The sequence below is a fragment of the Telluria sp. AZSoR62 genome, assembly GCF_058111565.1.
The window spans coordinates 349,440-374,175 of record NZ_JBYTST010000003.1 but is presented as its reverse complement, the minus strand read 5'-3'; the positions used below and the strand labels follow the sequence as shown (position 1 = coordinate 374,175).

Below are 24,736 nucleotides of genomic sequence, written 5' to 3'. Positions count from 1 at the left end.
CGCGATCACCCGCATTGACCGATACTGGGGGCATGTGTTCGCACACCGTGTGCGGACAACCGAGACATCAGTGGAGGTCGCGTGCTTGGATCACTGAACAGTCGCATGTCGAGCGGCACAGGGCCCCCGCCCAGCTCATCCTGGGGCGGGCAATCGTCCCAGCAAGGTGAAGGAAACAAGACCGGCGCCATCCGCAAGGTACTGGTCGTCGACGACGAGGCAGACGTCGCGGACCTGGCCGAAATCCTGTTGTCGGCACACGGCCTCGATGCCCTGGTTGCCTATTCCGCCGCGCAGGCACTCGAGCTGCTTGCCCGGCATCCCGACATCGATGCGGTCGTGTCGGACGTCATGATGCCCGGCATGAACGGCCTTGAACTGGCGGACCGGATCGGCCAGCGCTACCCGGCAGTCAAGATCGTGCTGGCCTCGGGCTATATGGCGCCCAACATGGTCGACAGCCAGGCCATGAAGCAGTTATTCATCGCCAAGCCCTATCGCATCGACCAGCTCATCAAGCTGCTGCAGACCTGAAGCCGAAGCGGCGCATGCTGCGCCAAGCCACGGGCAGTTCCCGCCCTCAATCGCGCACGGCTGCAAAGATGGCGTTGAGCTTTTCCAGTTCCACCGGTTTGACGAAATGATGGTCGAAGCCGACCGCGCGCGACAGGGTCCGGTCGTGCGCCTGGCCATAACCGGTCAGGGCCACGAACAGGGCCTGGCCGGTGGCCGGGTCGGCGCGCAGGCGCCGCGCCAGTTCATAGCCGTCCATTTCCGGCAAGCCGATGTCGAGGATGAAGACCTGCGGCGGATCCTGTCTTGCGGCGGCGATCGCGTCGTGCGGATGCGACTGCACGGCAACCTGGTGTCCTTGCGCTTCGAGCAGCACCGCCAGCGATTCGGCGGCGTCCACGTTGTCGTCGACGATCAACACGCGCCGCGGCAGGACGCTGGCGGCATCCCCGCCGCCGGCGGCAAGCGGCTGCCCGTCCCGGCCCGTGGCCAAGGCCGGCAGCGCAATGGTGAAGGTGCTGCCCAGGCCCGGCCCGCGGCTGTCCGCCGTGACCGTTCCGCCGTGCAGCGTCACCATGGTTTTCACCAGCGCCAGGCCGATGCCGAGCCCGCCCTGGGCGCGGTCCGGCGTGCGCTCGGCCTGGGTGAACAGGTCGAACACTTGCGGCAGCAGGCGGCTGTCGATGCCGATGCCGTTGTCCGCCACGCTGATCCGGACCATCCCCGCCTCGGCCTGCACGGTGAGCAGGATCGCGCCGCCCTGGGGCGTGTATTTCGCGGCATTGTTGAGCAGGTTGACGATCACTTGCACCAGCCGGGTGCGGTCGCCATGGACGGTGGAATGCGCCGCCTCCAGGCGCACCGTCAGCGAATGGTGGCGCGTCTCGATGAGCGGGCGCGACTGCTCGACGGCGCTCGATACCGCCGCCTTGACGTCGACCGCTTCCTTTTCCAGCTGCACCAGGCCGCGCGTGACGCGCGAGACGTCGAGCAGGTCGTCCACCAGCGAGGTCATGTGCTTGACCTGGCGGCTGATGACTTCGCTCGCCTTGCGGGTGCGGGCGTCGCCGCCGGCCGTCATGCGCAGCATTTCGGCCGCCGTGCTGATCGGCGCCAGCGGATTGCGCAGCTCGTGCGCCAGCATGGCCAGGAATTCGTCCTTCTTGCGGTTCGCGTCGCGCAGCTCCAGTTCGGCCTGGTAGCGCTCGGTCACGTCCACCGTCACGCCGCGCATGCGCGCAGGGCGGCCTTCGGCGTCGTACTGCACCTTGCCGCGGCTGTCGGCCCAGATCTGGCGCCCGTCGTCGGGACGGATGACGCGCACCACCACCTCGTAGGCGCCGCCGCCCTCCAGGGCCTGCTGGTGGGCGGCGGCAACCTTGGCGCGGTCTTCCGCGTGGATGTATTGCGAGACCTTGCCCATCGCGGAGGGCGTGAATCCCAGCACCAGGGGCGTGTTCTCCGAATAGACCAGCTCGTCCGTGACCAGGTTCCAGTCCCACACCACCATCTTGGTCGCATCCATGCCGTCGCGCAGGCGCTGGTCGCTTTCGCGCCGGGCGGCCTGGGCCTCGACTGTATCGGTGACGTCATAGCCCTGGGCGAAGATGCCGATCGTGGTGCCGTACTGGTCGCGGTAGGGCTGGTACACCAGGTCGATATAGCGCTGGAGGATGGGGCCGTCGCGCTCGCGCTGGACCGCAAGCGGCATGGCGCGGGTTACCCAGGGTTCGCCCGTGGTATATACCCGGTCGAGGAATTCCTCGAAGCCCTGGCCGGCCACTTCCGGCAGCGCTTCCCACACGGCCTTGCCGATCAGCTCGCGGTGCCCGACCAGCTGGTAATAGGCTTCGTTGACCATCTCGAACACATGCTTCGGGCCCATCAGCACGGCGACGAAGCCGGGCGCCTGGTTGAACAGGCTGCGCAGGTGCTCGCGCTCGTTGTTCAGGATGCGCGACAGGGCTTCGTGCATCTGGGCGCGGTTGAAATTCTCGGCATGGTCGCTGCTCGGGGACGTGAGCTGGAGGCTGGCCACCTGGGACTGCTCGTCGAAGCGGTACAGCTCGGTCACGTCGACCGGGTTCTGCACGACCATGATCGGCCGGCCGTCTTCGCCCAGCACCGGCGTGTGCACCGTGCTCCAGTAGCGTTCCTCGAATTGCTTGCCGGTGGGCGTGTCGACCTCGACCGCATAGCGCACGAATGCCGTCGTGTCCGGCTCGCCCTTGGCGAGGGCGCGCAGCAGCGAGGCCTTGATTTCGCTGACGTCGGTCGAGTCCGGATTGTCGGGGTCGGCCGGTATGGCTTCGAACAGATAGCGCCCGACGAGCTCCTCCTCGGTACGCTGGATCGAGCGCAGGTAGGCCCCGCTGGCGCCGATGATCGTCAGGTCCGGCGCCATCACCAGATAAAGGTAGGGAGAAGCGCGGAACAGGGCCTGGTAATCGCTGAGTGTCATCATCCGCAATTGTCGCACGGATGGGGATTTCAGCCGGCCTGCGCCACCCGTGCCAGGTACAGCTGGCGCCGCACCGCGAAGCCCAGCGATGCGTACAAGGCCACCGCGCCGCGGTTGCTCGGGTAGACGTGCAGGAAGGGGATGCTGCCGCGGTCGACGATGCGGCGCATCTTGTCGACCAGCAGGCCGCGCGCATAAGCCTTGCCGCGGTGATCGGGGTGCACGCATACGGCGCTGACTTCCTGCAAGCCGCTCAGCGCCATGCGCTCGCCCGTCATGGCCGCCAGCATGCCGTTCTCGCGCACGCCCAGGAATTCTCCCAGCTCGTGGGTGCGGGCCGCGAACGGCCCCGGATTGGTCAGGGTGGCCAGGGCCAGCATCCCCGGCGCATCGGCTTCGCCCAGCACCTCGAAGCGGGCCCTGGCCGGGCCGGGGTCGCGCGTGGCCACCATCTGCCAGACCGGGTCGAGCGGCGTGGCCGTGAAGCCGGGCGCGGCAGCGACCTCGGCGGCCGTCACCAGCATCGCCGCTTCGCCCGGCGCCAGCAGCGCGCCCAATGCTTCCCAGGCGGCCGGGCTGGCGTCGGCCAGCGCGGCGAAGGGGCCGTATTCGCGCGGATAGCGCCGCGCCAGGCCGGCGCCGACTGCCAGCGCACGGTGGCCGCTGCCGAGCGCCGACCACACCGGATGGTCGAGCGCGGCAAGCATCGCGGGAGAGAGGTCGAAGCTGTCCATGCTGGGTGGAATAGGGATGGGCTGGATGGCCGTATTGTGAACCGTAGCCAGCGTGCGCGCCAGTCGCGGCGCATGCTATTGTTGCACTTTCTGCATTGACCCGACGAGCCTGCGATGGACTATAACGAGCTGCTGTTTGCCTACCATGTGCGCGAGCTGGCCATGAAGCGCCTGGTGCACGAGACCCCCGAAGGCCTCTCGCCCGAGGCGGCCACGCGCTACATGTTCGAGCGCTTCGAGCCGACCGTGATCGGCATCGTGCGCGAACTGCGCAACGTCGCCGTGATGGTGGCGAAAGCCGGGCCGAACGCCCCTCCGGAACCCGGCAAGGACGCACCGGCCGCCTGAGGCGCCGGGAAACTTACTCTGTCACCTTGCCGCGCAGCGCCTTGACCAGCCCGCTGCGTGTCTTGCTGTCGAGCCGGCGCCGCTGCGAGCCGCGCGTCGGCCGGGTAGGGCGGCGCACCACGGCAACCGTGGCGGCCTGGTCCACCAGGGCCTGCAGCCGCTGCAGGGCGTCCTCCTTGTTCTGCTCGAGGCTGCGCGAGGCCTGGGCCTTGAGCACCACCACGCCGTCGCGCGTGATGCGGCTGTCGTGCATTTCCAGCAGGCGCGCCTTGACATGGTCGGGCAGGGACGAGGCGCCGATGTCGAAGCGCGCGTGCACCGCGCAGGACACCTTGTTGACGTTCTGGCCGCCCGGCCCCTGGGCCCGGATGGCGCTGAACTGGACTTCCCCCGGATCGATTGCCGCCCCCATCATTCCACCTTTGTTTGTCGGGCCCGCCGGCTGCGGCGCCATGCCGCATTCTAGTTGACGAGCTGAAAATATACCCCGCGCACGGCAGGGACAGCCGCCAGCCCTTGTATTTACGGGCTGCGGTATGATGGTGCTGCCGGCCGACGGTTCCATGGCGGAAGCGCCGGCGCGGCGATACAGGCGGAACCGTGAACCTCTCCCCCATGCCCTTGGCAGTCTTCGTGGTCGATGCGGCAGGCAAGCTGGCGGGCTGGAACAAGGCCTGCGAAAAGCTGGCCGGCTACTGCGCGTCCGACATCCATGGCGGCACGCTCGACTCGATCCTCGCCTTCAACGACCCGCCCGGGGCCGCGCCTACGATCGCCGAACGCGCCGATGTCGAGACCGAAGGCACGCTCACATGCGCCGACGGCCGCAGGCTGGCGGTGCGGGTGCTGGTGGCCGAGCAATCCTTCGACCCCGGACAGCCCGGCACCTTCAGCGTCATCGTGATCCCGCGCGCCGGCCAGGCCCAGGCGCGCTACGCGCTGATCCAGGACCTGCCGGTCGCCGACCTGATCGAAGACCTGCCCTGCGTGTTCTACGTCATCGACCAGAGCGGCCACCTGCTGCTGTGGAACCACCAGCTGGAAGAAGCGCTGGAGATGTCGAGCGAGGACCTGCCGACCTCCGACATCCAGCAGTTCTTTGCCGAACACGACCGACCCATGATCGTCGAGAAGATCTTCAGCGCCTTCGAGGCCGGCCAGTCCTCCCACGAAGCCGAGCTGATCGGCGCGCAGGGCAAGCGCACCACCTTCCTGTTCCATTGCGCGCGCACCAGCCTGGGCAACCTGCCCTGCATCGTCGGCACCGGGCTCGACATTTCCGCGCGCAAGCAGGCCGAGCATGGACTGCGGGTACGCGAGCGCGCCATTTACTCGAGCATCAACGCCATCGTGATCACCCATTGCGAGGACGGCGAGCACCGCATCGAATACGTCAACCCGGCCTTCGAGGCGCTCACCGGCTACGCACTGGCCGAGATCAAGGGCAGCGACCCGCGTTTCATGCGCATCGAGAATTGCGACGTGCAAGAGCACCGGCGCATCAGCGAGGCACTCAAGCGCAAGCAAAGCGTGCGCTCGGTGCTGCGCAACCGGCGCAAGAACGGCGAGATCTTCTGGAACGACCTGCGCATCGACCCGGTGGCCAATGTCGACGGCGAAGTCACGCATTTCGTCGCGGTGATCAACGACATCACCGAGGCGCGCCATTATGAACGGCGCCTGCACTACATGGCCCACCACGACCCGCTTACCGGCCTGGCCAACCGCACGCTGCTGCAGGAGCGCCTCAAGGACGCCGTGGAAAGCGCGCTCGAGAACGGTACGCTGGGCGCGCTGGCCTTCCTCGACCTGGACAACTTCAAGCACATCAACGACAACTTCGGCCATGACGCGGGCGACCTGGTGCTGCGCGAAGTGGCAGGGCGCCTGCGCGAAAGCATGCGCGAAGACGACACCGTGGCGCGCGTGGGCGGCGATGAATTCGTGCTGGTCATCGCCAACCAGCCCAGCCACGACCGCATCGCCGACCTGGTCGAGCGGGTGCGCCGCAGCGTGAACGCGCCCATCACCTGGGGTGGCCAGCAAATCATCCCCGGCACCAGCATCGGCGTGAGCGTGTTCCCCGAAGACGGGGACACGGCCGAGAAGGTCATGCGCGCCGCGGACGCCGCGATGTACCACGCGAAAACCCTCGGCAAGAACAACTTCCAGTTCTATTCCGAGCGCCTGAACCAGATCGTGCACGAGCACCTGATGCTCGAGGCGAACCTGGCGCGCGCGATCCGCGACCATGAGCTGGTGCTGGGCTACCAGCCGAAGGTCGACCTGAAGACCGGCAGGGTGGTGGGGGCCGAGGCGCTGGTGCGCTGGAACCACCCGGTCGAGGGCCTGATCGCACCGGACCGTTTCATCCCGGTGGCCGAGGACACCGGCCTGATCGTGCCGCTGGGCGAGTGGGTGATCGCGGAGGCGTGCCGGGCCCTGAAAACGCTGGACGCGCTGGGCATCGGCGACTTCGTCATCTCGGTCAACCTGTCGGCGCGCCAGCTGCGCCAGCATAATTTTGCCGAGCGCCTGTCCGATACCCTGGCGCGCCACGGCGTCGCGCCGCGCAACCTCGAGCTCGAAGTGACCGAAAGCCAGTTGATGGACCAGCCGAACGAAGCCATGGAAGCGCTGGCCCAGCTCAAGGCGCTTGGCGTGCGCCTGTCGATCGACGACTTCGGCACCGGCTACTCGAGCCTGAGCCACCTGCAGAAATTCCCGGTCGACTTCATCAAGATCGACCGCTCCTTCCTGGGCGACGTGCTCAACGACGGGCATGCCGTCATCACCCGCGCCATCATCGCGCTCGGGCACAATCTCAAGATGAAGGTGATCGCCGAAGGCGTCGAGACGCGCGAGCAGCTGGCCTTCCTGCGCGAGCACGACTGCGACGAGATGCAGGGCTTTTATTTCAGCCCGGCCCTGAGCCAGGAAACGCTGCAGCAGATGGTCTGCAGCGATGCGCGCCTGCCCGACTAGGACCGCGGCGCGCGCAGCGTCAGCTTGACGATCTCGCCCGGCCGCCACAGGCGCATGCGCGGTCCCCAGCTGCCGGCGCCGCGCGTGACGTACAGGGTCATGCCGCCGACGTCGTAGGCGCCCACGTACTTCGGGAAGCGGTGCCGCACCGCATAGCTGAAGGGCCAGATTTGCCCGCCATGCGTGTGCCCGGACAGCATCAGGTCCACCCCGCGCGCCTGCGCTTCGTCGACCACGGCGCCGGCCGGGATGTGCGACATCAGGATCGTCGCCGTCTCGGTAGGCTCGGGCAGGGTGCGCGCCAGGCCCTTGATCAGGCCGCCGCCGCGGCGCATGCGCGCGCCGATATCCTCGATCCCGGCCAGCACCAGGCCCGGGGCCAGCTCCACCTTGCGGTCGCGCAGCCAGCGCACGCCCCCTTGCTCGAACTCGCGCACGGTCGTTTCGGCGTCGCCGTAGAACTCGTGGTTGCCCGTCACCGCCCACACGCCCAGCGGCGCGTTCAAGCCGCGCAGGGTAGGCGCCAGCTGCGCTTCGCCCACCGGGTTGTCCTCGACCTGGTCGCCCAGCATCAGCACCGCCGCAGGCCGCAGCGCGTTGATCTGCTCCACGCGCCGCGCCAGCCATTCCGAACGGCGCTGGGCGCCCAGGTGGATGTCGCTTACCGCCACGATCACGGTGCCGTCCAGGGCGCGCGGCAGGCCGGTCATCACCACCTCGTGCTCGACGATGACTGGCGCGCGCATGCCCTGGTACATGGCGAAGGCCGACAGCAGCAGGCCCGCGACGGCGGCAACGGCGCGCACGGTCCGGACGTTGGCACGCCACCAGAACCCGAAGCCGGTGAGCAGGTCCGCCCCCAGGAGCGGCAGCGCCATCACCACCAGGATGCCGAGCCAGGTGAGGGCGAACTGCCCGGGCCACCAGCGCCAGTCGAGCGCCTCGTCGCCGATGCGCACGCCGGCGAAATACACTAGCCAGACGACGAGCGCGCCCGCCATCCACGCGCGCACGGGGATGCGGCTGCGGACCGCGTCGATCGAATACAGGCGTGCGGCGACGTACAGGTGCAGCAGGGTGCCGATGATGTTGAGGACGATCGAGAACATGGGATAGAGGGTGGTTGGGCCGAGGGCGTCACGGTAGCGCAAATTCGGCCGGCGCGTGCGGCGGGCCTGAAGGCCGATTTCAAGTCAAAAATTGCGTTGCAAATAAAATTTGCAAAATAGCTTAAAAATCCATATTTCGTAAGCCTTGAAAGTGGCTTGGCATGGCACTAGATTGGAGTCACCGGATGCTCACGATGAGGTCCGGCAACTTATCGCTTAACTTACAAGGATACTGATCATGCGTACTTTCGACCTGACTCCCCTCTACCGTTCCGCCATCGGTTTCGATCGCCTGGCCAACCTGCTCGAGCAGCGCGGCGAGCCAAGCTACCCGCCGTACAACATCGAACTGGTGAGCGAAGACCAATACCGCATCGTGATGGCCCTTGCCGGCTTCACCCGCGACGAAGTGGAAATCGTGACCGAGCGCGACACCCTGCACGTCACCGGCCGCAAGCAGAAGGACGAGACCCAGCGCACCTTCCTGCACCGTGGCATCGCAGCCCGCGATTTCGAGCAGCGCTTCCAGCTGGCGAACCACGTGAAGGTCACCAGCGCGTCCTTCGACAACGGCATGCTCACCATCGAACTGGTGCGCGAAGTGCCCGAGGCCTTCAAGCCGCGCAAGATCGCGATTGGCGACGCCAACGGCGCGGTGTCCAACGTGCAGACGCTGGAACAGCGCGACGCTGCATAAAGCAGGGCAGTAGTTTGAAAGAGGGCGTCCCGCGGGGCGCCCTTTTTGACGATGGGACTCCTGTTAAGGCCACCCTAAGCCTCCAGGCTTGCCAGCTTAAGCATGGTCTAAGCCAGCCTTGCGAAGATACACCCATCGATAGACACCATCATCGGTCAACCAATTTTCATCAGGAGCACATACATGCGTAACGAAGGTGCCGTCACTGTCATCACTGCCAAACGCCTCACGCTGGCCTTGTGTGCCGCGGGCGTCGTCGGCGGAGCGGTCGGTGCGCTAGCCGTCAACCACAACAACGTTGCAGCCGAGACCGCGCCAGCCGCCGTGGCTGCACCGGCGCCGGCCGTCCTGCCTGCGCCCGCCGTTGCCGCGGGCGTCCCGGCGCCGACGGTCACCCTTCCTGATTTCACCCGCATCGCCGCCACCAACGGCAAGGCGGTGGTCAACATCCGCGTCGTCGGGGGCACCAAGACGGCCGCGCGCGGCAACATGCCTCAGCTGCCGCCGGGCCATCCGCTCTACGACTTCTTCCGACAGTTCCAGGATCCGCGCTCGAGCGGCCGCGGAGCTCCCGTTTTCGGCGCCGGATCGGGCTTCATCGTAAGCCCGGACGGCGTCATCCTGACCAACGCCCACGTCGTGCAAGGCGCCGACGAAGTGACCGTCAAGCTGCAGGACCGCCGCGAATTCCGCGCCAAGGTCCTGGGCTCCGACCCGCGCACCGACGTGGCCGTACTGAAGATCGACGCCAAGAACCTGCCGGTGGCGCCGCTGGGCAAATCGCGCAACCTCGCCTCGGGCGAGTGGGTGCTGGCCATCGGTTCGCCCTATGGCCTGGAAAGCACCGTCACCGCCGGCGTGGTGAGCGCCACCGGCCGCTCGCTGCAGGACGGCGCGGTGCCCTTCATCCAGACCGACGTCGCGGTCAACCCCGGCAACTCGGGCGGTCCGCTGTTCAACACCCGCGGCGAAGTGGTGGGCATCAATTCGCAGATCTACAGCCAGACCGGCGGCTACCAGGGCCTGTCGTTCGCGATCCCGATCGACGCGGCGGTCAAGATCAAGGACCAGATCGTCGCCACCGGCAAGGTGCAGCATGCCAAGCTCGGTGTGAGCGTGCAGGAAGTCGGCCAGGCCTTTGCCGATTCCTTCCGCCTCGAGTCGCCCGAAGGCGCATTGATTTCCAGCGTCGAGCGCGGCGGCCCGGCGGAGAAGGCGGGCCTGAAGTCGGGCGACGTGATCCGCCGCGTGAACGGCCAGTCGATCGTGTCCTCGGGCGACCTGCCGAGCATCATCGCCCTGGCGCGTCCGGGCGAGCGCGTGGCGCTGGACGTCTGGCGCGACGGCAAGCTGGTACGGGTCGATGCGACCCTGGGCGACGCCGCCGAGAAGGCCAAGCGTGGGCAAGAAGAATTGGCGGCGACGCCCGACAACAGCGCGAAACTGGGCCTGGCCCTGCGTCCGCTGGAGCCGATCGAGCGCCGCCAGAGCGGTATCGCGTCCGGCCTCGTGATCGAGGAAAGCTCGGGGGCGGCGGCGATCGCCGGCGTCGAGCCGGGCGATGTACTGATTTCAGTTAACGGCCGGGCGGTCAACTCGCTCGACCAGGTCCGCGACGTGGTGGCGAAGGCTTCCAAGTCAGTGGCCTTGCTGATCCAGCGCGGGAGTGACAGAATCTTCATTCCTGTGCGGATTGGTTAAGGAAGCGTAGCGTCCTTTGCCCGCAGGCGTTTCAAGAACGGGGAATTCATGCGGCTACTGTTGGTGGAAGACGATACGATGATCGGCGAAGTAGTGCTCGACCTGCTCAGGGCCGAGCACTACGCCGTCGACTGGGTCAAGGACGGCGAAATGGCCGACACGGCCCTGCTGCAGAACCAGAACTATGACCTGGTGCTGCTCGACCTGGGGCTGCCGCGCAAGGACGGCCTCGAGGTGCTGCGCACCATGCGCGCCCGCAAGGACCGCACGCCGGTACTGGTCGCCACCGCGCGCGACTCGGTGGCCCAGCGCATCGCCGGGTTAGATGCCGGCGCGGACGACTATGTCCTCAAGCCCTACGACCTCGACGAGATGCTGGCGCGCATCCGCGCCCTGCTGCGCCGCGCCGCCGGGCGCGCCGAACCCATCTTCGAATACAAGAACCTCACGGTCAATCCCGCCACCCGCGAAGTGCTGGTGGACGGCGCCCCGGTCTCGCTGTCGGCGCGCGAATGGGCCGTGCTCGAATCGCTCGTGGCCCGGCCCGGCGCCGTGCTCTCGCGCGCCCAGCTCGAGGAAAAGCTCTACAGCTGGCGCGACGAAGTCTCGAGCAATGCGGTCGAAGTCTATATCCACGGCCTGCGCAAGAAGCTGGGCAGCGACGTGATTCAGAACGTGCGCGGTGTCGGCTACATGGTGCCGAAGGCATGAAGTTCACCCCAAGGAAGGTGACCCACTCGCTGCGTGGGCGCCTGTTGTGGTATCTGCTGGCGGCGATCACCATCGCCGCGCTGGCGCAGGCCTCGATTGCCTACCGCACCGCGCTGCACGACGCCGACCAGATCTTCGACTACCACATGCAGCAGATGGCGCTGTCGCTGCGCTCGGGCACGCCCCTGTCGAACACCGAGGCGCAAGCGCGCGTGCAGGCCGAAGGCGGCAGCAACGACATGGTGGTGCAGATGTGGTCCCCCGACGGCGTGCAGATGTTCCACAGCGTTTCCCGCGCCCAGCTGCCGCAGCGCGCGGTGCTGGGCTTCTCCAACGTCAAGGCCAACAACACGGTCTACCGGGTGTTCTCGATCCAGACCGAAAACCAGACCGTGCAGGTGGCGCAAGACCTGGCCGTACGCCGCAACATGGCGGGCAACCTGGCCTTGCGCACCCTGGGGCCGATCGCGGTGATGATGCCGATCCTGATGCTGGTCGTGTGGTGGGTGGTGAGCGGCTCGCTCGATCCGGTCGCGCGCGTGCGCAAGCAGGTCGCTTCGCGCCAGGCCGACGATTTGTCGCCGGTGTCCGAAGCCGGCCTGCCCGACGAAGTGCGGCCGCTGGTGCAGGAACTCAATTTGCTGTTCGGGCGCGTGCAGACCGCGTTCGACGCCCAGCAGAATTTCGTGGCCGACGCCGCCCACGAACTGCGCACGCCGCTGGCGGCATTGCGGCTGCAGGCGCAGAGCCTGGACCGCGCCGAGTCGCCTGAAGCGCGCAAGGTCGCGGTGTCGCGCCTGACCGCCGGCATCGACCGCGCCACCCGCCTGGTCGAGCAGCTGCTGGTGCTGGCGCGCCAGGAAGCCACCGCCGCCACCGGCGCGGCCAGCCGCCCGGTCGACCTGGCGGACCTGGCGCGTCGCACCGTGGCCGACCTGGCCGGCGTGGCCGCGGCCAAGGGCGTGGACGTGGGCGTCGAGGTGGCAGGGGCCGAGGCCGACCCGGCCATCGTCGAAGGACAGCCGGACGCGCTGCAGATCCTGCTGCGCAACCTGGTCGACAATGCGATCAAGTACACGCCCGGGGGCGGCACGGCCGACATCTCGGTGCGCAAGGAAGCCGACAAGGTCGTGGTGACGGTCGAGGACAGCGGCCCGGGCATCCCGCCGGAAGAGCGCGAGCGCGTGTTCGACCGCTTCTACCGCGTGGCCGGCAGCGAAGCCGCCGGCAGCGGCCTGGGACTGGCGATCATCAAGGCCATCGCCGAGCGGCACGGCGCCAGCCTGGTGCTGGGGCAGTCCGAGCGCCTGGGCGGCCTGTCGGCGACCGTGGCCTTCAGGAGCGCCTAGGGGCTAGTCCTTGACCTCGGCCTGCACGAGCTTGCCCAATAACTCGAGCGACTCCTGCCAGCCGAGATAGCAGGCTTCCACCGGGATCATCGCGGGAATGCCTTCCTGCCTGATCTTCACTTCCACGCCGCACAAGACCGCGCGCAGCGTGACCGTGGTCTGCATCTGGCCAGGCAGGTTCGGGTCCTCGAACACGGAGGTATAGCGCAGGCGCTGGCCCGGCTCGAGTTCCAGGTATTCGCCGCCGAAGGCATGGCTGTTCCCGCTGGTGAAATTGGTGAACGACATCCGGTAGCGCCCGCCGACCCGGCTGTCCATCTCGTGCACAGTGCCGACGAAGCCATGCGGAGGCAGCCATTTTGCATAGGCATCCGGGGTGGTGAAGGCGCGGTACACGCGCTCGGGAGTGGAGGTGAAGACGCGGTGCAGTTCGACGGTATGCGTGGACATGATCGTTTTCCTTGTTTCAAGCAGAGGACGGCCCTCCAAGTGACGACGAACGCCGCGGCCCGGATTCGACATGCCGGCGCCGTTTTTCTACTTCCCGCTCAGGGGTAGTGCTCGGCATCCGGCGGCGGCACGATCCAGGCGTGCATGCGCTCTTCATAGACCGACACCGTCGGGGCCGGAAAAGCCGGGTCGGCAAACGCGCCCACCGGAATGCTGATGAAGCCCTCGAGCGCCTCGGGTTCATACCAGACCGTGGAGCCGCATTGCGGACAGAAGTGGAAACGGGCGCGCGTGCCTTCGTCGCCGGTGCGCACGTATTGCGTCGATACGCCGCTGGTGGTGACCTGTTCGCGTGCGAAGCGTGCCTGCTGCGCAAACGGGCTGCCGGTACGGCGCTGGCAAGCCAGGCAATGGCAGACCGAATTGCCGACAGGGTCGCCGCTCACCTCGGCCGAGAGCTGGCCGCAACTGCAGGATGCCGTTCGAATCGTCACGTTCACTCCTGGGTAACTGAGGGTTGGACCGCCTGCATGCCCCGATGACTGCAATCCTACCCGACTAGACCTGGCATCCCAGCTTGTCGTAGCGCTTGCGCAGGATGAACAGGTCCTGCTGCACCGATTCGATCATGGGCGAGCGCGGTCCGCGCTCGGCCGCTTCCGACTCGAGGATGGCCGTGTGCAGGCGCCTGCATTCGCTCTTTGCGGCGGGCTCAAGGCGGCGTACCGGCCCGGCCGGCTTTTTCCCACCCGGGCAGGGTGTCGCCGACACCACCACGCGTCCCGCGCTGTCGCAACGGTAGGGTGGATGGTTGGGGGAGGGCTGGCCGGCCTTGGCAGGCACCAGGACGAGGGATAGCAGGACGCTTGCCGCAAGGGATGCAAGGCGAGGGATGGATGGGGTAGGAATGGTGGTCTCCGCGAGCGTGGAGGGTTCCTGGCGGCGCCGGTCCTCTCTTATGCAAGCTGGGCAGGATACAAGAGTTTCCATGTTGAATTCTATCGAATTGTCACTTGGGAAGGCCGTGCGCATGGGCTTGCCGGCAGGCCCTGCGCGCTGACGTTAAAATGCGCCTTGGGGCCGGCTGCACGCGCCGGCCATGACGGATCAATTGACGAGGAATCGATGAAGAAGCAAGCAGTCCTGTTGGCGGCGCTGGCGGCATCCGCTGCCGTGAGCCCCCCGGCCCTGGCCCAGGAGGTAGTCAGGATCGGCCACGCGGCCGCGGTCACGGGCCCGGTGGCCTATTTTGGCAAGGACACCGAAAATGGCGCGCGCATGGCGATCGAGGCGCTCAATGCCAGGGGCGTGTCGATCGGCGGCAAGAAGGTACGTTTCGAGCTGCTGGCCGAAGACGACGCAGGCGACCCGAAACAGGCCACCAGCGTGGCGCAGAAACTGGTGGATGCGAAGATCCACGGCATGGTCGGCCACGAAACCTCGGGCACGACCATTCCGGCCTCGAAGATCTACCACGCAGCAGGTATTGCCCAGATCTCGCCGTCGAGCACCAGTCCGAAATACACGCGCCAGGGCTACCGCACCGCCTTCCGCGTGGTGGCCAACGACGTGCAGCTGGGCCAGGCGCTGGGCCGCTACGCCATCACGAGCATGAAGGCCACGCGCGTCGCCGTGGTGGACGACCGCACCGCCTACGGCCAGGGCCTGGTCACGGAGTTTTCCCGCAGCCTGCAACAGCAGGGTGGCAGCGTGGTGGCGCGCGAGTTCACCAACGACAAGGCGCTTGAGTTCAGCGCCATCATCACGCGCATCCGCGCGACCAAGCCGGACCTGGTGTTCTTCGGCGGCATGAGCGCGACGGCCGGCCCGATGCTGCGCCAGATGAAGCAGCTCGGCATGAACGTGCGCATGATGGGCGGCGACGGCATCTGCTCGGACGAGACCCACAAGCTCTCCGGCGGCACCATGCTCGATGGCCAGGTGGTGTGTGCGGAAGCGGGTGGCGTGCAGGGCGAAGCCAAGGCCGGCATGGACAAGTTCCGCGCCGACTACAAGAAGCGCTTCGGCATCGACGTGCAGATCAACGCGCCCTATGCCTACGATTCGGTGATGACGATGGCCGAGGCCATGGTGAAAGCCGGTTCGCCGGCGCCGGCCAAGTACCTGCCGGTGCTGGCCAGGATCCAGTACAAGGGCGTGACCGGACCCATCGCCTTCGACGCGCACGGCGACATCCGCGACGGCACCATCACCTTGTACACCTTCAAGGGCGGCAAGCGTTCGCTGCTGGCCGTCACCAAATAAGGACAGGCCATGGCAGACGACAAGCCACTCGATCCGGACGCCTTTGCGGCGCTGCGCGAGCGTTTCGGGCAGCAATCGCGCAAGGCGCAGGCGTACTACACGGTGATGCACGCGGTGCGCGGCATACTGGGTAGCGACGATGCGGCCAGCGCCTGGATGGAAGCGCCGCAGGATGCATTGGGCGGGCAATCCGCGGCGCAGGCGGTGGCCGCCGGCGGCGAAGAAGCCGTGCTGGCCCACGTGCGCACGCTCAAGGGCGGCAAGTAAAAAAGGGGCGCCGGGTGGCGCCCCTCCTGGCTGGCGCTTAGAAGACGCCCAGCAGGAACAGCACCAGCAGCGTCAGCACGACCGACACCAGGATGGAACCGAGGCAACCGAGTTTGTTCGAGAAGAAGAGGAACATGTCAGTCGCCCGGTCCTTCGCCCGGCATCGTATCGGCCATCAGGCGTAATTCTTCCGGCGTCAGGTCTTCCGGTTTCTTGTTTTTCAGGCCGTCGACGTCGTCGGCCCCGGCTTTGGTGTCGCGCGCCTGCTCGTCCTGCGCGCGCGCTTCCTGCTTCTGGTCCTGCATCTGCGTTTCGCTACCCATGTCCTGCTCCCCGATGCGTGTGAATGAAGTGGGGACCAGTGTGGCACAGACTGGTTTTTCACGGCGTCCAGGTCGCCTTGGCGCCGCCTGCCCGGCACGCGCCGCGGCCGCTCAGCGGGCCAGTGTTTCCTGGGCCGCGCGCTCGAGCGCGCGTTCGACGCTGACCGCCAGTTCGGCCAGCTGGAAGGGCTTGCGCAGCAGGATGTCGTTGCCGAGCACCTCGTCGATCGCATGCATGTCCGCATAGCCGGTCGCGATGATCATCGGGATGCCCGGGAATACCTCGCGTGCTCGCAGCATCAGTTCGGCCCCGGTAATGCCCGGCATCAGGTAGTCGGTGATGATCAGGTCCGGGCGGGCGCGCTGCAGCTCGCGCAGGCCCGCTTCGCCATCGGCGGCCTGGGTCACCACATGGCCGAAGGCCTCGAGCGAGGACACCATCGATTCGCGTACAAAGTTGTCGTCCTCGACGATCAGGATGCGCGCGCCCTGCCGGGTCTCGGGCAGGGCGGCCGGCAGCGGCTGCTCGGGTTCGTGCAGGCCGCGCGCGGCCGGCAGCCAGATCTCGACCGTGGTCCCGGCGCCCGGCTGGCTGAGGATGCGCGCGGCGCCGCCGGACTGGCGCGCCATGCCGTACACCTGGGACAGGCCCAGGCCAGTGCCCTTGCCGACCGCCTTGGTCGTGAAGAAGGGCTCGAATACCTTGGCGATGACGTCCGGCGACATGCCCTGGCCGCTGTCGGTGACCGCGATGCGGACATAGTCGCCAGGCGGCAGCAAGCCGTCCGGCGGCGCCGCGTCGCCCGCGTGGAAGGACAGTTCGCCATGCCCGTCCATCGCATCGCGTGCATTGATGGCCAGGTTGAGCAAGGCCATCTCCATCTGGTTGGCGTCCGCCAGCACGCTGGCGCAGGGCTGCGTCACCTCGAAATGCAGCTTGACCGCCGAGCCCACCGAGGTCACCACCAGTTCGCGCACGCTGTCGAACAGGGCGCCGACTTCGGACTGGCGCAGGTCGAGGTTCTGGTTGCGGGCAAAGGCCAGCAGCTGGCTGGTGAGCTTGCCGCCGCGCTGGCAGGCGCGCCGCGCGATCTCGGCGCGCGCCTTCGCGACCTCGTCTTTCGACAGCAGCAGGATCAGGTCCATGCTGCCCTGGACCACGTTGAGCAGGTTGTTGAAGTCGTGGGCGATGCCGCCGGTCAGGCGCCCGATCGCTTCCATCTTCTGGAACTGCACCATGGCCTGCTGCACGCGCTCGCGCTCGATCACTTCGTTCATCAATCGGTCATTGGCCTGGGCCAGCGCGCGGGTGCGTTCCTCGATGCGCGATTCGAGCGTTTCGTTCAGCGAGAGCAGGGCGTGCTGGCTTTGCTGCAGGCTGGCCGCGCTGCGTTCGCGGTCGGCCAGCAGGTCGCGCGCCTGGTACTGGCGGCGCCGTGCGCGCAGCGCCGAGTTGGCGGCGCTGCGCAGGGTCTGGGCGTTGAGCGGGCGTTCGAGCAGGATGATGTTGCCCAGCTCTTCCACCCGTTCGCGCGCGCTTTCCTGCGGCAGGCCGATGGCCTTGGCCAGCAGGATCACGAAGGGAAAGTCCGACCAGGGTTCCTGGCGGCCCAGCCAGGCGTACAGCGGACCAAGGTCGATGCCGTGCAGCGCCTCTTCGGCCACGATTGCGGTGCCGGCGCCCTGTTCGATGCCGGCGCTCAGCTCGGCGAAGCTGTGCACGATCTCGCAGCGTGCCGCGTCCTGCGCCAGCACCGAGCACATGACTTCCGCATCGCGCCCACGCGGGGCGAGAAGCAGGATTCGTTCGTCTTGCGGACTAGCTGTCTGCATGTATCGGGGTGGCCATCATCGGGGTCGAGCCGCGATAGCTGGGCAGGCCGCTCAAGACGCCATCGAAGCCTTCGAGCGGCTCGCCGATGCGCACGCCGTCGTGGGTCAGCTGCAGCTCGTGGATGGTGAGCGCATGTTGCGCCGCGCGGCTTTTGATGACCGTGAGGGCACGGCGCAGGCGGCCGTTCGATTCGAAGAAGCGCAGCAGCACCGTGCTGTCGCTCAGGTAGCTCAGGTCGACGTCGGACTTCACCTCGCCGATGATCCCGTGCTGGCCCAGCACCAGTACCGTGGTCACGCCCTGCTGGTTCAGGTAGGACAGCAATTCGTGCATCTGCAGGATCAGGTATTGCTCGCCCGGCATCGCCTGCAGGTAGGCGTTCAGGCTGTCGATGGCGATGAAGCCGACACCCTGTACCTCGACCGCGTTGCGCAGCATCTGCGCGAATTCGCCGGGCGAGAGCTCGGCCGGGTCGATATGAAGGATGTGCAGCTGTCCTTTGTCCATGAACGGGCGCAGGTCCATCCCGAGGTTGGCATTGCGCGCGAAGAAGGTGCCGAGACCCTCGTCGAACAGGTAGAACGCCGCTTTTTCGCCGCGCTCGAGCGCCGACAGCAGGCAACGCGTGGCCAGGGTGGTCTTGCCGATACCGGATGGGCCGACGACCAGGGTATTGGTGCCACGGATAAGGCCGCCGCCAAGCAGTGCATCGAAACCCTCGGAGCCGGTCGAGCTGACCGCCGGCACGAATGCGGCATTGTGCTCGGCTGCGACCAGGCGCGGGTACATCGTGATGCCGCCAGTGTCGAGCAGGTAGTCGTGATAACCGCCGCGGAAGCGGATGCCGCGCATCTTGATGATGTTCACGCGGCGGCGTTCCTTGCCGAACTCCTTGGCGATCTGCTCCAGGCTGATGACGCCGTGCGCAATGCTGTGCAGGTGCTGGTCGGACTGGCTGGTTTTATCGTCGAGCAGCACCACGGTGCATTCGCGCGAGGCGAAGAACTGCTTGAGCGCCAGGATCTGGCGGCGGTAGCGCAGCGAGTTCTGCGCCAGCAGGCGCATTTCCGACAGGCTGTCGAACACCACCCGCACCGGCTTGACCTGGTCGACGTGGCGCATGACCTTGCGCGTGGTCTCGCCTAGCTCGACCTCGGAAGGATGGAATACCGATTGCTGGGCATCGAGATCGAGTTCGGAATCGTCGGCCAGTTCGAACAGCGACAGCGCATCCAGGTTCCAGCCATGGGTGGCCGCGACCGCGCGCAGTTCGTCGGCGGTCTCGGACAGCGTGATATACAGCCCGCGCTCGTGCCTGGCCGCCCCGTCGAGCAGGAACTGCAGGCCGAGCGTGGTCTTGCCGGCGCCGGGCGAACCTTCGACCAGGTAGACGCGCTGGGGCGTCAGTCCGCCGCCGAGGATGTCGTCAAGACCGGCGATGCCGGTGGAAATGCGGGTGTTCACAGGGGTATTCATGGACGGCCTATCCGTGCCGCGCCCAGGCGCGGGACTGAATTAAATGTTGCATTGCAGTTAACGAGCGTTATTGAAGGCATTATACGCATCCGGGCGCGCGCGCTCTGTGCCCAAGCGAACGCTGCTCATCCATTGGGCCGCAGGCGCGGCGCGCCAGAAAAAAGGGCCCCATTCGGGGCCCTTCGTTGTGCTACCCCGGCTCAGCCCGGCATCAGAACCTGTGCGACAGGCGCGCGAACAGCGCCGCGCCGTTCAGGCCGAACTGCACGCTCTCGTACTTGAAGCCGTTGTCGGTCTCGTTCGCATCCTGCACCGTCGGCTTGACGTTGAAGATATTGGTGCCGCCCACCGTGAACTTGGTCTTGTCGGTGAACGCCCAGGTGAACGACAGGTCGGCCGAGGTCTTGGCTTCGTAGTACTGGTTCGGCACCGGCGGGCCCGAGAAGGTGCCCAGGGTCTGCGGGCCGAAGTGGACGATGCGCAGCGAGGTCTCCAGCTTGCCCAGCGCGTACTCGAAGCCCAGCGTGGCCTTGCGGCGCGGCGCGCCTTCCTCGATGAACAGGCGCTCGCGCTCGGACAGCAGCACGTCCTCGAAGCCGGCCAGCGCGCTCGGGGCATGCACGCCGGTCACTTCGGTCTTGCCGAAGTTCAGGGCCAGGAAGGTATTGAGCTTGCCGGCGCCGACGTCCATGCGGTTCGATACCGTCACGTCCAGGCCCTGGGTCTTGGTGTCGACCGAGTTCACGAAGAACTGGGCCTGGCCCACCCCCAGCTGCTGCAGGGTGGCGCCCAGGGCAGGGTAGTTGTCGGCATCGAAGCGGCCCGACAGCACGATGCGGTCGTCGATGTTGATGCGGTACAGGTCCATCGTCACCGAGGTGGCCTGGGTCGGCGCCCAGGTCAGGCCCAGCGTGTAGCTCTTGGACTGCTCGTCCTTGAGCTGCGGGATGCCGGCGGCATTGGCCACCTTGCCGCCGTTCGGCGCCAGCACCACGTCCAGCGGCTGGCCGCTCACAAAGTCGGTGAAGGTCGACGAGAAGAACACCTGCTGCAGCGACGGCGCGCGGAAGCCCGTGCTGGCCGAGCCGCGCAGCAGCACCTGCGGGTTGATCCGGTAGGCGCCGGCCAGCTTGCCGGTGGTGGTCGAGCCGAAGTCCGAATAGCGCTCGTGGCGCAGCGCCGCCTGCAGCTTGAAGCGGTCGGTTACGTCGGTTTCGATGTCGACATAGCCGGCGCTGGAGTGGCGGTCGGCGTCGGTTTCGTCGCCCGGCTGGAAGCCGGGGAAGCCCTGGCTGCCGGCGTTGCCGCCTTCGCCCACGCCGTCGGCATCGATCCAGGAGCCAAGCTCGCCTGCGAAGATCTTGTAGTTCTCGCGGCGGTGCTCCAGGCCGAAGGCCAGGTTCATGCCGTTCATGACGCCGCCGTAGAAGCGGCTGACGTCGAAGTTGGTGGTGGCCTGGCGGAACGAGAAGCCGCCCGCATCGAAGGCCGACGCGCTGATGCCCTTGCCGCCGCGGGTCAGGTCCAGGTTCGCGATCGACGCGTTGAGCGTGTTCGCGATGTTGTACATCAGGCGGTTGTAGCCGTAGGTCTGCGACAGGTCGGCATTCCATTCGCCCACGCGCCAGCGGTAGCCCACGGTGCCCCAGCGGTCGTCGACGTCGCCGTTGATGAAGGGGACGAAACCGTCCGGATACATGGCCGCCGAATTGCGCGACGGGATGTCGTCCGAACCCAGGCCGCCGCGCGCAAAGGCCGCCGACGAGGCGTCGCGCGTCTGCGCGCCCGCGGTGACATACAGCTTGCCGGGACCGGCCGGGAATTCGCCGTTCACGTACAGGGTTTTATTTTGCGCCTTGGTGTCGCCGATGATGCGCGGGTTGCCTTCTTCGGCGCGGTTCGAGCGCCCGCGGTCGTAGTATTCGCCGGTGATGCCCAGCACGCCGCCGGCCACGGCCACGCCGCAATAGGCCGAAGCCAGCCAGTTCTCGCCGTCGCCTTCGCTGTACTGGCCGTAGCCCAGCACCGATTCGCAGCCCAGCGACTTCTTCATCTCGATGTTGATCACGCCGGCGATCGCGTCCGAGCCGTATTGCGCGGCGGCGCCGTCGCGCAGCACCTGCACATTACGAATGGCCATCAGGGGCAGGGCGTTCATGTCGGTGCCGGTGTTGCCGCGGTTGCGCGCACCGAACAGGTTGACCAGGGCCGTCGTGTGGCGGCGCTTGCCGTTGACCAGCACCAGGGTCTGGTCCGAGCCCAGGCCGCGCAGCGCGGCGGAATCGACCAGGTCGGCGCCGTCCGCGCCGGTCTGGCGGGTCGAGTTGAACGACGGCGAGACGTTGTTCAGCACCTGGGCCAGGTCGAACTGGCCGCCTTGCTCGGTGGCCTTGGTCATCGGGATGAAATCGACCGGCACCGCGGTGTCGGTGGACGACGCGTTGCCCACGCGGCGCGAGCCGACGATGGTCACGCTCTGCATGGCCTCGGGCGCGGCGACCGGCGCCGTCGGCGTGGTGGATGCCGTGCTCTGGGCATGGGCGGCTGGGATCAGGGCGGCGAGCGCGGCGCCGCCGTACAGGGCGAGCAGGACCGAACGCGGTAACAGTTTCAGTGTGAGCACAGACATCTCCGAGGGCAAAATTGAATACTAATCAATTATCCGTGGAGCAACCAATGACTCTGTACCATTAACACAACATTGCAGCTTCATTACTGCGGATTATGGATGGCGGATAAAAAACCGCGGTGCCGGTGATATGCCGGGACCGCGGTGTGACCGAACGAATGGGCGTGCGGCTGGCTTATTTCGCGGGTACGCCAGCCTTTGCCGGTTCTGCCGTGGCGGCGGTTTCTCCCTTCGGCCAGGCCACGCCCAGCCAGGCCGCATTCATCGCCTGCTGCGCGACAGTCGCCTTGTCCAGGGCCTTGATCTTGGCCTTGCCTTTCGGCTGCAGCACGGGCGTGAGCGGCATCTCCACCAGCGCATCGCGGCGGAACAGGTGCAGCTTGAACGGGCCCGCCTTGGCAAGCGACATCTTGTCGCCGATGTCCTTGGCCGACACGCGCAGGCCGTTCACCGCCACCAGGGTGTCGCCGGAGACCACGCCGGCCTTCCACGCCGGGCTGTCGCGCTCGACGACGGTGACCACCGCCGGGTCGCTGCCTTCGCGCAGGGTCCAGCCGGCCCACCATTCCTGCTTTTGCTCCTGGTCCTTCGGCACGTCGACGATCTTCTGCATCCCGACCTGGGCCAGCAGCGCGTCGAACGGGATCTCGGCGGTGCCGTCCACGTACTGCTTCCACCAGCCGGTCCAGTCCTGGCCGCTGACGGTGCGCAGCGCGGCCTGCACGTTGGCGATGTCATAGCCGCCCTGAGCGGTCGGGTGCTGCTCGAACAGGAGGCGGTGCATGTCTTCCAGGCCGCGCTTGCCGCCGGTCTGGCGGCGCAGCTCGATGTCCATCATCAGGGCCAGCACCTGGCCCTTGGAATAGATGTTGACCGAGGCATTGCGGGCGCGCTCGCCGCCGCCGGCGATCCACTCGTCGAAGCTGGCGTCGGCCGCGCTTTGCTGGAAGCGGCCCGGCTGGTGCAGGTAGTCGTCGACCACTTTCGCGTAAGCCTCGAGGAACTCGTCGCGTTTCTGCAGGCCGGCTCGCAGCACGATCAGCTCGTCGTAGTAGGAAGTGTGGCCTTCGGCGATCCACAGCAGGCGGTTGTAGTTCTCGTTCTGGTAATCGTAGGGCACCATCTCTTTCGGGCGGTAGGCCTTGACGTTCCAGGTGTGATAGAACTCGTGGGCGGCCACGCGCAGGAAGTCCTGGTATTGCTTGCGCGGCGCGAAGGTCCAGCGGGATTTCTGGATCACGGTGGAATTGGCGTGTTCGGTCGCGCCGCCCACGCCGTCGGTGGCGTGGACGATGAAGAGGTAGCGCTGGAACGGATACTTGCCGCCGTAGAGCTTCGCGGTCTCCGCGACGATCTTCTTCAAATCCAGCATCATCTGCTTGCCGTCGTGGTTGCCCTGGCCCCAGAGCGCCAGCTCGATGGTGCGGCCGTCCACCTGCGCGGTATGGAACTCGTGGATGCCGGTCTCGATCGGCGCATCGATCAGCACGTCGTAGTTCGGCGCGACGAAGCAGTGGCCGCAGCCGCCCGCATCCATGCCCGAGCGCGACTGCCAGCCCTGCGGCACGTCCAGCTTGACCTTGACCGGCTCCTTGCGGAAGGGCGCGGCATAGACGAACACACCGCTGGCATCAAGGTAGGCGTGGGTGTCGTCGATGTGGCGGGTGCGCTCGCCCAGCATGTTGGCATACAGTTCGTATTGCACCGTGACCGCGTCGCCCGGCTTGGTCGTGACGCGCCAGGTGCCCTTGTCGGTCTTGGCCACCGCCAGCGGCTGGCCCTTGGCATCGAAGGCCTTGAACAGGCGCACGCCATTGGCCAGGTTCAGCATGTTGTAGCGGCCGGTGCGCCAGTTGGGCATCTGCACGTCCAGCGTGGTCCCTGGCGTGGCCGGGAAGCTGGCGCGCACCTCGGCCAGGTGCTGGGCCGCGTTCGTGATGCGCAGCTGGTAGTCGACATCGGCGCGCGCGGTGGCGGCGGCGCCGAGCAGGAACAAGGGAAGGGCGTAGGCAAATAGTTTTTTCATGTCCGCGGGATGAAGTGGCTCGGTGAGAGTGCGCGGAAGTGTATACCAGCTTGCCTCCTGCGGAACAGCCGCTGCCGACTAGGGCGAAAAAAAACCGCACCCTGTTGCAAGGTGCGGCCCGTGTGCCGAGGCAGGGTTTAATTGCCCAGCAAGACCTGGGCGATCAGGCCGGTGGCGATGGCGGCCAGCACGTAGTCGTTGCCAGCCTGAACCCAGTGATGGCCATGGGGCGGCGCGCTCAGGCGGCGTGCGCGCCAGTCGCTGACGACGTAGCGGTTGCCGCGGTATTCATGGCCCAGGCGCTGGCCGCGGCGCAGGTCGTGGCGCGGACCGCCGCCGCGGCGGTCGTCGCGGTAATAGGCGCGGGCATCGCTGCGATCGTGGTGGCGGGCGTCGCCGCCGCGGTAGTCGCGGCCATCGCTGCTTCGGTAATCGCGGCCATCGGCACCGCGGTAATCGCGGCGCTGGCCATCGTAGCGTTCGCGGTCGTTGCGGTGGCGCTCGTAGCAGTCATTGTCCTGGCGCTGCGCATACCCGTCGCGGTTGTCGCGGTCGTAGCCATGGTCGCCGCGTTGAGCGAATGCGCTGCCGCTGGCAGCCACGCTCAAGGCAAGCAATGCGGATGCAATCAGTTTCGTTTTCATGCTGGTTCTCCTTGGTGGCACGGTGGAATCTCGATGTACCCATTACACCGCACATCCGAGACCACAGGTGCGCCAGTCCGGTAAGGATTGCTACAAAACGTTTCAGTAAAAAGGCGTGTATTTACCAAATTTTGTTTGATCGTTGAGTCGTCATGGTTATCAACAATTTGGAAGGCGGCCTGGTGGATGGGCGGTATCCATGCAGTCCGCGAGT

Annotated in this window: 22 protein-coding genes; 9 read left to right on the top strand and 13 right to left on the bottom strand. The window is 66.8% G+C overall.

Going from position 1 to position 24,736, the window contains the following annotated elements; genetic code table 11:
• Nucleotides 1–105 precede the first annotated feature (105 nt).
• Nucleotides 106–534 (top strand): response regulator, encoded by a 429-nt coding sequence (locus tag AC3XQU_RS07650; protein ID WP_489873546.1) that lies wholly within the window; start codon nt 106–108, stop codon nt 532–534.
• A gap of 46 nt (nt 535–580) precedes the next feature.
• Here the strand turns inward: AC3XQU_RS07650 and AC3XQU_RS07645 are convergent, their stop codons facing one another.
• Both AC3XQU_RS07645 and AC3XQU_RS07640 read right to left on the bottom strand, forming a co-directional pair.
• Nucleotides 581–2,977: a PAS domain-containing hybrid sensor histidine kinase/response regulator gene (locus tag AC3XQU_RS07645; RefSeq protein WP_489873545.1), complete on the bottom strand. Its 2,397-nt coding sequence runs from the start codon at nt 2,975–2,977 to the stop codon at nt 581–583.
• A gap of 26 nt (nt 2,978–3,003) precedes the next feature.
• A complete protein-coding gene (locus AC3XQU_RS07640; RefSeq protein ID WP_489873544.1) occupies nt 3,004–3,708 on the bottom strand; it encodes a GNAT family N-acetyltransferase in 705 nt (234 codons plus the stop codon).
• 114 nt (nt 3,709–3,822) lie between these two features.
• On the opposite strand from AC3XQU_RS07640, the gene AC3XQU_RS07635 reads away from it, so the two are divergent.
• A complete protein-coding gene (locus AC3XQU_RS07635; RefSeq protein WP_489873543.1) occupies nt 3,823–4,056 on the top strand; it encodes a hypothetical protein in 234 nt (77 codons plus the stop codon).
• 13 nt (nt 4,057–4,069) lie between these two features.
• Here AC3XQU_RS07635 and arfB read toward each other — a convergent pair whose 3' ends face one another.
• Complete coding sequence (arfB, locus tag AC3XQU_RS07630) at nt 4,070–4,468, bottom strand: alternative ribosome rescue aminoacyl-tRNA hydrolase ArfB (protein ID WP_489873599.1); 399 nt, start codon at nt 4,466–4,468, stop codon at nt 4,070–4,072.
• 188 nt (nt 4,469–4,656) lie between these two features.
• Between arfB and AC3XQU_RS07625 the strand changes: the two genes are divergently transcribed.
• The gene (locus tag AC3XQU_RS07625) at nt 4,657–7,041 is read left to right on the top strand and encodes a putative bifunctional diguanylate cyclase/phosphodiesterase (RefSeq protein ID WP_489873542.1); all 2,385 of its coding nucleotides are present in this window, start codon (nt 4,657–4,659) and stop codon (nt 7,039–7,041) included.
• Here the strand turns inward: AC3XQU_RS07625 and AC3XQU_RS07620 are convergent.
• Nucleotides 7,038–8,150, bottom strand: a complete 1,113-nt coding sequence (locus tag AC3XQU_RS07620; protein ID WP_489873541.1) for a metallophosphoesterase — start codon at nt 8,148–8,150, stop codon at nt 7,038–7,040. The genes AC3XQU_RS07625 and AC3XQU_RS07620 overlap by 4 nt on opposite strands.
• A 238-nt stretch (nt 8,151–8,388) precedes the next feature.
• On the opposite strand from AC3XQU_RS07620, the gene AC3XQU_RS07615 reads away from it, so the two are divergent.
• The 4 genes from AC3XQU_RS07615 (at nt 8,389) to AC3XQU_RS07600 (ending at nt 12,608) form a co-directional block, all read left to right on the top strand.
• The gene (locus tag AC3XQU_RS07615) at nt 8,389–8,847 is read left to right on the top strand and encodes an Hsp20 family protein (RefSeq protein ID WP_489873540.1); all 459 of its coding nucleotides are present in this window, start codon (nt 8,389–8,391) and stop codon (nt 8,845–8,847) included.
• 183 nt (nt 8,848–9,030) lie between these two features.
• Complete coding sequence (locus AC3XQU_RS07610; RefSeq protein WP_489873539.1) at nt 9,031–10,548, top strand: Do family serine endopeptidase; 1,518 nt, start codon at nt 9,031–9,033, stop codon at nt 10,546–10,548.
• Between the two features lie 48 nt (nt 10,549–10,596).
• Nucleotides 10,597–11,259: a response regulator gene (locus tag AC3XQU_RS07605; protein ID WP_489873538.1), complete on the top strand. Its 663-nt coding sequence runs from the start codon at nt 10,597–10,599 to the stop codon at nt 11,257–11,259.
• A complete protein-coding gene (locus AC3XQU_RS07600) occupies nt 11,256–12,608 on the top strand; it encodes an ATP-binding protein (protein ID WP_489873537.1) in 1,353 nt (450 codons plus the stop codon). Before AC3XQU_RS07605 ends, AC3XQU_RS07600 begins: the two co-directional genes overlap by 4 nt.
• Nucleotides 12,609–12,611: 3 nt before the next feature.
• Here the strand turns inward: AC3XQU_RS07600 and AC3XQU_RS07595 are convergent, their stop codons facing one another.
• The 3 genes from AC3XQU_RS07595 to AC3XQU_RS07585 form a co-directional block, all read right to left on the bottom strand.
• Complete coding sequence (locus AC3XQU_RS07595; protein WP_489873536.1) at nt 12,612–13,058, bottom strand: SRPBCC family protein; 447 nt, start codon at nt 13,056–13,058, stop codon at nt 12,612–12,614.
• 98 nt (nt 13,059–13,156) lie between these two features.
• Entirely contained in the window at nt 13,157–13,552 is a 396-nt protein-coding gene (locus AC3XQU_RS07590) for a GFA family protein (RefSeq protein WP_489873535.1), read from the bottom strand.
• Nucleotides 13,553–13,616: 64 nt separating this feature from the next.
• Entirely contained in the window at nt 13,617–13,901 is a 285-nt protein-coding gene (locus tag AC3XQU_RS07585) for a hypothetical protein (protein WP_489873534.1), read from the bottom strand.
• A 282-nt stretch (nt 13,902–14,183) separates the two neighbouring features.
• Here AC3XQU_RS07585 and AC3XQU_RS07580 point away from each other — a divergent pair, with 282 nt between their 5' ends.
• Nucleotides 14,184–15,323: a branched-chain amino acid ABC transporter substrate-binding protein gene (locus AC3XQU_RS07580; RefSeq protein ID WP_489873533.1), complete on the top strand. Its 1,140-nt coding sequence runs from the start codon at nt 14,184–14,186 to the stop codon at nt 15,321–15,323.
• A gap of 9 nt (nt 15,324–15,332) precedes the next feature.
• The gene (locus tag AC3XQU_RS07575) at nt 15,333–15,590 is read left to right on the top strand and encodes an antitoxin Xre/MbcA/ParS toxin-binding domain-containing protein (protein WP_489873532.1); all 258 of its coding nucleotides are present in this window, start codon (nt 15,333–15,335) and stop codon (nt 15,588–15,590) included.
• A gap of 137 nt (nt 15,591–15,727) precedes the next feature.
• On the opposite strand, the gene AC3XQU_RS07570 is transcribed toward AC3XQU_RS07575, so the two are convergent.
• From AC3XQU_RS07570 to AC3XQU_RS07545, 6 genes are all read right to left on the bottom strand, one after another.
• Nucleotides 15,728–15,913 (bottom strand): hypothetical protein, encoded by a 186-nt coding sequence (locus tag AC3XQU_RS07570; RefSeq protein ID WP_489873531.1) that lies wholly within the window; start codon nt 15,911–15,913, stop codon nt 15,728–15,730.
• 111 nt (nt 15,914–16,024) lie between these two features.
• Complete coding sequence (locus AC3XQU_RS07565; RefSeq protein WP_489873530.1) at nt 16,025–17,746, bottom strand: ATP-binding protein; 1,722 nt, start codon at nt 17,744–17,746, stop codon at nt 16,025–16,027.
• Nucleotides 17,733–19,223, bottom strand: coding sequence for an ATPase domain-containing protein (locus AC3XQU_RS07560; RefSeq protein ID WP_489873529.1), 1,491 nt, complete (start codon nt 19,221–19,223; stop codon nt 17,733–17,735). Before AC3XQU_RS07560 ends, AC3XQU_RS07565 begins: the two co-directional genes overlap by 14 nt.
• 211 nt (nt 19,224–19,434) lie before the next feature.
• The gene (locus tag AC3XQU_RS07555; RefSeq protein WP_489873528.1) at nt 19,435–21,852 is read right to left on the bottom strand and encodes a TonB-dependent receptor plug domain-containing protein; all 2,418 of its coding nucleotides are present in this window, start codon (nt 21,850–21,852) and stop codon (nt 19,435–19,437) included.
• 175 nt (nt 21,853–22,027) lie between these two features.
• Nucleotides 22,028–23,878 carry a M61 family metallopeptidase gene (locus tag AC3XQU_RS07550; protein WP_489873527.1) on the bottom strand — a complete coding sequence of 617 codons (1,851 nt, stop codon included), beginning with the start codon at nt 23,876–23,878 and terminating at the stop codon, nt 22,028–22,030.
• A gap of 137 nt (nt 23,879–24,015) precedes the next feature.
• Nucleotides 24,016–24,522, bottom strand: a complete 507-nt coding sequence (locus tag AC3XQU_RS07545) for an RcnB family protein (protein ID WP_489873526.1) — start codon at nt 24,520–24,522, stop codon at nt 24,016–24,018.
• Between the last annotated feature and the right edge of the window lie 214 nt (nt 24,523–24,736).